The following is a 350-nucleotide window of genomic DNA, read 5'->3' as shown; positions in this document are numbered from 1 at the left end:
CCGCCGGAGGGGTGCAGGCCCTGCTCGCCCTCCTCCCGTCGCTGCCGGCGGACTTCCCCTGGCCGATCTTCATCGTCCTGCACGTCCCGGCCGATCGCAGCAACGTGCTGGCTCCTCTGTTCGAGGCCAAATGCCGGGTCGAGGTCAAGGAGGCCGAAGACAAGGAGACCGCCCGTCCCGGCGTGGTCTATTTCGCCCCCTCGGACTACCACCTCCTGGTCGAGAGCAACGGTGATATGGCCCTGTCCTCCGACGAAGCCGTCAACTACTCCCGCCCCTCCATAGACGTGCTGTTCGAAAGCGCGGCGGACGCCTACGGCGTCGGCCTGACCGGGGTGATCCTGACCGGC

1 protein-coding gene is annotated in these 350 nt (G+C 67.7%); it reads left to right on the top strand.

The window, feature by feature from the left end:
* Positions 1-350, top strand: a 350-nt coding sequence (locus tag B2Y21_RS13235) for a chemotaxis protein CheB (RefSeq protein ID WP_292060318.1), incomplete at both ends; no start/stop codon positions are given.

The organism is Brevundimonas sp. UBA5936 (assembly GCA_002430835.1).
Lineage (GTDB): Bacteria > Pseudomonadota > Alphaproteobacteria > Caulobacterales > Caulobacteraceae > Brevundimonas.
The sequence above is the reverse complement of the archived record's forward strand: the minus strand, read 5'-3'. Positions and strand labels throughout refer to the sequence as shown.